Genomic DNA, 7,566 nt, shown 5'->3' with positions numbered 1-7,566 from the left:
CGAGAGCGTGCTCCGCAGACTTTATCTTCGCCCGTAGCCCCAACCCACGATACACTCCCTCGGGACGAAAGGCTCATATACCCATCTCAACCCCGTCCGCTGGCCGTACCGGCGGCGTCCTCACCTACTTATCTAAATTCATGCATTTTAATTCTTCCTATGCAGAAGCAGCAGCCCTCCTCCATACAGAACACAGAGGATCAGGGCTTTCACAACAATAAACAGAAATTCCGCAGGCAGGGCCGGCCTGAGCGTTTCCAGCGACGGCGCTGCAGCATAGAGGATACCGATGGCGACCAGAAGGCACAGCGTTGGTTTTACAATCATTGTGCCGGCATTCAGTCTCACGGGAACCTGGCCTGCCAGAGTATGGATATGGAGCGCAGCAAGTACCAGCTCGCTGAAAAGGAGGCCGGCCAGATAGGCGTGGATGCCGTACATGGGGATACAGAATACAACAACGGCCAGTGTGATCAGCATTGAGATCGCGTTGTGAAGAAAGATGGTGGATGTTTTTCCGAGGCCGTTTAAGATGCTTCCCATCGTGGTTGACAGATACATGAAGGGACAGAGCCATGCCAGGATCGTGATAAAGGTTCCGGCTTCTTTGTTATGGTAGACGCTGATTCCAAGGCCGTCTCCGAAAAGAGTAAAGATTCCGATGCAGAGGATTCCCATATACAGGCTGTAACGGAGCGCCATGGCAATCGTGCGTTCAATTTTTCTCTCATTGCCGGCTGCCTGTGCTTCTGAGACAGTGGGCAGCAGAACGACCGCAAGGGAATTGGTGATAGCTGACGGAAAAAAGATAAAGGGCAGCGCCATACCGGTCAGCACACCGTATGTACTCAGGGCCTCGGCATTAGACAGGCCGAATTCCAGCAGTTTATTGGGAACGAAAATAGCTTCCAGACTTTGCAGGCAGCCCAGAATCAGCCGGTTGCCCATCAGCGGCAGGGCCATTGCCATTAATGGCGCTGCCAGCGATAGAAAGCTGTAGGCAGGCTGTGATGTGCGGGAGCCTCTTCTGTCGTCTGTTGTGAATGTGTAGTAGAGGAAGCTGAAAATTGCCGATGCGGCTTCACCGATCAGCATGCCCCAGACAGCCAGTGAAACAGAAATCGTTTTTCCATTTGTAGCAGCGACATTGGCGATCAGTAAAACTGCGCCGATGCGAATAAATTGTTCCAGGAGCTGGGACAGAGCCGGCACAGCAGTTTTTTTCATGCCATAGTAATAACCGCAGATACAGGCATGGATGGCGGAAAACGGAATAGACAGCGCCATTATCGGCAGAAGCGGGGCGCACTGCGGTTCCAGCAGAACGTGTTCTGCCAGAAAGGGAGCGGAAAAACGTATCGCAATCATAAGGATTACCGAGATGGTCAGTGATATCGCCAGCCCGGCCCGGAAGGTACTCCGGCCTTTCTTCACATTGGCTGCGGCCAGACGGGAGATGGATGTCTGGATTGGTCCGGCGCAGAGTGCAAAGGCAATTCCGTGGATAGGAAATATCATCTGGTAAATGCCCAGTCCTTCGGCCCCGATGGTCCGGGACAGAAATATGCGATAGAAGAAACCGAGAATCCGGCTCAGGAATCCGGCGGCTGTAAGCAGGAGAGTTCCGGTGATTAGTGGATTTTTTTTCATGAGGACTCCGAAAAGAGACTTATTAATATATATATTTCACAGCCGTGAAATTATTCGGCCGGAGTAATTTCATTGAAGCATAAGATCGGAAGCCGCAGGGAAATATAGTAAAATGCCCTTCTGTACAATAAGGCACTGTTATCACGTTGTTTTCATACTATAATATAGGCCCTAAGGTCTTTTTCAGAGGTAAAATATTATTTTTTTATAAATTAGTAATCATTCCTACTTGTATTTTCTGGATTTTACTATATAATAAGAAGCGTAGATGAAGCTTTTACCTTTATTACTACAAATAAGAAGAAAGGCGGATTTTTTATTATGAAACAGATTATTTATCTGGACAATGCAGCTACGACAAAGACGAGACCGGAGGTTGTAGATGCGATGCTTCCGTATTTTACGGAATTTTACGGAAACCCCTCTTCCGTATATGATTTTTCGGCAGAACCCAAGAAAGCCATTGCTCATGCGAGGGAGACGATTGCCGGGGCACTGGGAGCGAAGCCGAACGAGATCTATTTTACGAACGGCGGTACCGAGTCTGATAACTGGGCGCTTATTGCGACGGCTGAGGCTTATCAGAACAAGGGAAACCACATCATTACCACTAAAATCGAGCATCATGCCATCCTCCACACCTGTGAATACCTGGAGAATCGCGGATTTTCCGTGACATATCTGGATGTGGATGAGTATGGTGTTGTGAAATTAGATGAGCTGAAGAAAGCGATACGTCCCGAGACGATCCTGATTTCAGTGATGTTTGCCAATAATGAGATTGGCACAGTTCAGCCGATTAAGGAAATTGGCGAGATTGCGGATAAAAACGGAATTTTGTTCCATACCGATGCGGTACAGGCATTTGGCCACGTTCCGATTAATGTGGATGAGTGCCATATCGATATGTTAAGCTCCAGCGCTCATAAGTTAAATGGCCCCAGAGGAGTAGGTTTCCTGTATATCCGCACCGGGGTTAAGACAAAAGCATTTATCCACGGCGGCGCCCAGGAGAGGAAACGCCGCGGCGGAACGGAGAACACCCCAGGAATTGTCGGTTTTGGCAAAGCGGTTGAGATAGCTATGGCTACGATGAAAGAAAGAACGCAGCAGGAGAAAACCCTCAGGGATCATCTGATAGAACGCGTTATGAAGGAAGTTCCTTTTGTACGTCTCAACGGACATCCATCAAAACGCCTCTCAAATAATGCAAACTTTGCATTCCAGTTTATAGAAGGGGAATCTCTCCTGATTATGCTGGATATGGACGGAATCTGCGGTTCCAGCGGCTCCGCCTGTACATCAGGCTCCCTGGATCCCTCCCACGTGCTTTTGGCCATTGGCCTGCCCCATGAGATTGCCCATGGCTCTCTCCGTCTGACCCTGAACGAAGAAATTACGATGGAGCAGATAGACTTTACCGTGGAGAGCATTAAGAAGATTGTGGCGCGGCTGAGAGCTATGTCTCCTTTATACGAGGATTACATGAAAAAACAGGCGTCGGCGCACGCATAACGTGTGCAGCAGGACGCATAATATTTGAGATACGGGCTGAAAGGAGCAAAATACATGTATTCAGAAAAAGTAATGGATCATTTCGAGCATCCGAGAAACGTCGGAGAAATAGAGAATGCAAGCGGCATGGGAACGGTTGGTAACGCGAAATGCGGCGATATTATGAGGATTTATCTTGATATAGACGACAACCAGATTATCCGTGATGTTAAGTTCAAGACCTTTGGCTGCGGCGCCGCAGTGGCGACCAGCAGTATGGCAACCGAGCTTGTAAAAGGCAAATCCGTGCAGGACGCTATGCAGATTACGAATAAAGCCGTGATGGAAGCACTTGACGGATTGCCCCCAGTTAAGGTACACTGTTCTTTGTTAGCAGAAGAAGCAATCCATGCGGCGCTCTGGGATTATTCAGAGAAGCATGGTATCAAAATAGAAGGACTGACTAAGCCAAAGACAGACATCGGTGAGGAAGAAGTCGAAGAAGAGTACTGATACATGGAAAAGAAAAAAGTTGTAGTCGGCATGTCCGGAGGAGTTGACTCCTCCGTGGCGGCCTGGCTTTTGAAGGAACAGGGATATGACGTAATCGGTGTGACGATGCAGATCTGGCAGGATGAAGAGCCGGAGATTCAGGAGGAGAACGGGGGCTGCTGCGGGCTGAGCGCGGTGGACGACGCCAGAAGAGTGGCGGAGAACCTGGGGATTCCATACTACGTCATGAATTTTAAAAGAGAATTTAAAGAAAATGTAATGGACTATTTTGTGCAGGAGTATATCGAGGGAAAGACTCCCAATCCCTGTATTGCCTGCAATCGTTTTGTGAAATGGGAGTCACTGCTCAAGAGGAGTATGGACATCGGGGCTGATTACATTGCCACCGGCCATTATGCCAGAATCGAGCAGCTTGAGAACGGCCGTTATACCCTGCGCAAATCTGCGACAGCGGCGAAGGACCAGACGTATGCACTGTACAATCTGACCCAGCATCAGCTTTCCCATACGCTTATGCCGGTCGGTGAATACACGAAGGATGAGATTCGCGGGATGGCGGACAAGATTGGACTGAACGTGGCTCATAAGCCGGACAGCCAGGAGATTTGTTTTATCCCGGATCACGATTACGCTAAATTTATTGAGGAAAATACCGATTGCCGTTTACCGGAAGGCAATTTTGTAGATAAAGACGGCCGTGTACTTGGCCGCCATAAGGGCATTACGCACTATACGGTCGGACAGAGGAAGGGACTGAACCTCGCGCTTGGCCGTCCCGTATTCGTGACCGAAATCCGCCCTGATACGAATGAAGTAGTAATAGGAGACAATGAGGACGTTTTTTCCAGAAGACTTACCTGCGGTAAGCTGAACTGGATGGCAGTGGAAGGACTTCCTGACGATGGAATGAAAGTGACTGCCAAAATCCGTTACAGCCATAAGGGCGCACCCTGCATGATCCGAACAATCGGTGAGGATCTGGTGGAGTGCGTATTTGACGATCCACAGAGAGCGGTGGCGCCGGGACAGGCCGTAGTATTCTACGATGGAGAATATGTTGTCGGAGGAGGTACTATTTTATGATAAAAGCAGCAGGATGCAGGGGGGCGGGTCGTGGCCATCGACGCAGGCCATCAGGCTAAAGGGAATTCCGAAAAGGAACCAATCGGTCCCGGCTCATCGACAATGAAGGCCAAGGTGGCGGCCGGCGCGGAGGGGATCAGCACGAAACTGCCGGAATATAAACTGACGCTTTCGGTGTCCCAGAAGCTTAGGCGGATTCTGGAAGAACGCGGATACAAGGTCATTATGATACGAGAGTCGAATGATGTGAACTTAAGCAATGCGGAGAGGGCGGAGATAGCCAACAAGAGCGGCGCTTCCATCTTTGTGCGGGTTCATGCCAATTCGCTGGACAACAATAGCGTACACGGAACATTGTCCATGTGCCAGACGGCCAAAAATCCCTATAACGGGAATCTCCATGCTAAAAGCTATTCATTGTCAAAAAAGATAACGGATTACGTCTGTGCGGCAACCGGATTCAAGAACAGAGGTGTGCAGGAGACCGACAGCATGAGCGGTATTAACTGGTGCACAATACCGGTGACGATTATTGAGATGGGCTTCATGAGCAATCCGGAAGAAGACCAGAAGATGGCGCAGGACGATTACCAGGAGCTGATTGCGGCGGGAATAGCCAACGGTATTGACGCTTATTTCAACGAATAGCCGATACGGCAGGATAAGTTTATCCGCCCTGCTGCCCATACTTTCATAAAATAGAAGAATAAAATAGAAGACGGTTTGCAGGGGCCTGCGGCATAATTTCCGCAGAGTCCTGCAAACCGTCTTTTTATGTGGTTTTACATATCATTTACCTGGTTAAACTCGCGTTCCGGCATCCAATATGATATACTGCATTTAAGCTACAAAATACGGCTATACATATAGGAGGTAATAACGTGACGAATCAAAAGAAAAGAAGATTTCTGTCTCTGCTTCTGACTCTTTTAACGGCCTGCTCCCTTATCGCGGGAACCCCGCTGACAGCGGCAGGAGCCCAGATAAGCGCCCGGGGCAGCGGGAATGAACGGGCAATCCCGTCGCAGGATATTGTAATTCTCTACACCAATGATGTGCATTGCGGTATTGATGATAATATCGGTTACGCCGGACTGGCTCTTTACAAGAGGCAGATGAAGAGGGAGACGCCCTATGTGACACTGGTGGATGCAGGCGACGCGATCCAGGGAGCACCTATCGGAACATTGTCGGACGGCGGTTATCTGATTGATATCATGAATAAGGTCGGATATGATTTTGCCGTGCCGGGAAATCATGAATTTGACTACAGGATGCCCAGATTCCTGGAATTGGCAGGGAAGCTGGACTGTGGTTACTACTCCTGCAATTTTACAAGTCTGGCAACGGGAAAGCCGGTATTTGCCCCATATAAGATGTTTTCTTACGGAGACACGCAGGTGGCTTTTGTCGGGATCTGCACACCGGAGAGTTTTACCAAATCATCCCCGGCTTATTTTCAGGATGGGGCCGGAAATTATCTGTACGGATTCTGTGAGGACAATACAGGCGAGGCACTCTACAGCCGGATCCAGGAGACTGTGGACGCAGCCAGGGCGGCAGGTGCGGATTATATTATTGCCGTGGGCCACCTCGGTGAGAACGGGATAACAGAGCGCTGGTCATCCGACCGGGTGGTTGCCGCAACGAGTGGAATTGACGCCTTAATTGACGGCCATTCTCATGAAACGGTTCCTGCTAAAATGGTGAAAAATAAAGAGGGCAGGGAGATTCTTATCACTCAGACGGGGACGAAGCTTGAAAATATAGGTAAGATGACAATTAAAACAGACGGAACCATTAAAGCTGAGCTGGTTGCCCAGGTTCCCGGAGATTCACCGCAGGTCGAATATACGGTCAGGAATGGAGATTCCCTGAGCCGGATTGCAAAACGAGAACTTGGCTCATATGACCGCTGGACGGAGCTTTATGCCGCCAACAGAAGTCTTATTACAGATCCGGATCTGCTCAGGACGGGAATGAAATTAGTAATACCCGGCAGTGTCCTGATCAATGCAGAGGGGAAGGCGGTCGATTATGCAACGGATGCATATATTAAGGGCATCGAGAAACAGTACCAGGAGACACTGAAGGTGGTTCTCGGGTACTCAGACTATAATCTGACGACTCTGAATCCGGCAACCGGACAACGGGCGATCAGGAACGCCGAGACGAATCTGGGAGATTTGACTGCCGATGCATACCGCATGGTTTTGGGAGCCGATATAGGACTTAGCAACGGAGGCGGAATCAGAGCCGATATCAAGACAGGAAACATTACATATAATGATACACTTGCCGTATTTCCTTACGGTAACATGGGGTGTGTTGTGGAGGTCACAGGCCGCCAGAGCAGGGATGCTCTTGAAATGGCTTCCAGGAATTACCCGGAGGAAAGCGGAGGATTCCTGCAGGTGTCCGGACTTACATATCGGATCGATCCATCCGTACCATCCGGCGTAAAGGTGGATGATAAGGGGAATTTTATAAAAGTGGACGGCGCTTACCGTGTGGCGGATATCCTCGTTGATGGAGAACCGCTTGATTTGGACCGGATTTACACGGTCGCATCCCATAACTATATGTTGAAAGAGGGCGGCGACGGTATGGTGATGTTTGGCGGCTGTAACGTCATTCAGGATGATGTAATGGTAGATGTGGACATTCTTTCAGCCTATATTAATAATCAGCTCGGCGGCAGTGTGGGCGCCGATTATGCTGAACCGGCCGGCCAGGGAAGAATCGTAATCCGATAAGAGAAAGGAACTGAATAATACTAAAATAATGGGTGACAAATTCAAAAATATTTAGTATAATATCAAAGGT

6 protein-coding genes are annotated in these 7,566 nt (G+C 49.2%); 5 read left to right on the top strand and 1 reads right to left on the bottom strand.

From position 1 onward, the window contains the following. Positions 1-147 precede the first annotated feature (147 nt). Positions 148-1,650, bottom strand: a complete 1,503-nt coding sequence (locus tag CLOSYM_RS15005; protein ID WP_021642750.1) for a putative polysaccharide biosynthesis protein — start codon at positions 1,648-1,650, stop codon at positions 148-150. Positions 1,651-1,971: 321 nt separating this feature from the next. On the opposite strand from CLOSYM_RS15005, the gene nifS reads away from it, so the two are divergent. From nifS to CLOSYM_RS14980, 5 genes are all read left to right on the top strand, one after another. After that, a complete protein-coding gene (gene nifS / locus CLOSYM_RS15000; protein WP_009295764.1) occupies positions 1,972-3,165 on the top strand; it encodes a cysteine desulfurase NifS in 1,194 nt (397 codons plus the stop codon). 54 nt (positions 3,166-3,219) lie between these two features. Beyond that, a complete protein-coding gene (nifU, locus tag CLOSYM_RS14995) occupies positions 3,220-3,657 on the top strand; it encodes a Fe-S cluster assembly scaffold protein NifU (protein WP_003501733.1) in 438 nt (145 codons plus the stop codon). Positions 3,658-3,660: 3 nt separating this feature from the next. Beyond that, a complete protein-coding gene (mnmA, locus tag CLOSYM_RS14990) occupies positions 3,661-4,740 on the top strand; it encodes a tRNA 2-thiouridine(34) synthase MnmA (RefSeq protein WP_009295765.1) in 1,080 nt (359 codons plus the stop codon). A 30-nt stretch (positions 4,741-4,770) separates the two neighbouring features. Further along, positions 4,771-5,388, top strand: coding sequence for an N-acetylmuramoyl-L-alanine amidase (locus CLOSYM_RS14985; protein WP_021642749.1), 618 nt, complete (start codon positions 4,771-4,773; stop codon positions 5,386-5,388). Between the two features lie 233 nt (positions 5,389-5,621). Then, on the top strand, positions 5,622-7,496 hold the full coding sequence (locus CLOSYM_RS14980; protein ID WP_021642748.1) for a bifunctional metallophosphatase/5'-nucleotidase: 1,875 nt from the start codon (positions 5,622-5,624) through the stop codon (positions 7,494-7,496). The last annotated feature ends 70 nt before the right edge of the window (positions 7,497-7,566 follow it).

The organism is [Clostridium] symbiosum ATCC 14940 (genome assembly GCF_000466485.1).
In the GTDB taxonomy this organism is placed as follows: domain Bacteria; phylum Bacillota; class Clostridia; order Lachnospirales; family Lachnospiraceae; genus Otoolea; species Otoolea symbiosa.
The sequence above is the reverse complement of the archived record's forward strand: the minus strand, read 5'-3'. Positions and strand labels throughout refer to the sequence as shown.

What these genes read in the sequence shown, in the direction of transcription:
- CLOSYM_RS15005 (WP_021642750.1), bottom strand. Translation starts at nt 1,650, where the DNA reads ATGAAAAAAAATCCACTAATCACCGGAACTCTCCTGCTTACAGCCGCC.
- mnmA (WP_009295765.1), top strand. Translation starts at nt 3,661, where the DNA reads ATGGAAAAGAAAAAAGTTGTAGTCGGCATGTCCGGAGGAGTTGACTCC.
- nifU (WP_003501733.1), top strand. Translation starts at nt 3,220, where the DNA reads ATGTATTCAGAAAAAGTAATGGATCATTTCGAGCATCCGAGAAACGTC.
- nifS (WP_009295764.1), top strand. Translation starts at nt 1,972, where the DNA reads ATGAAACAGATTATTTATCTGGACAATGCAGCTACGACAAAGACGAGA.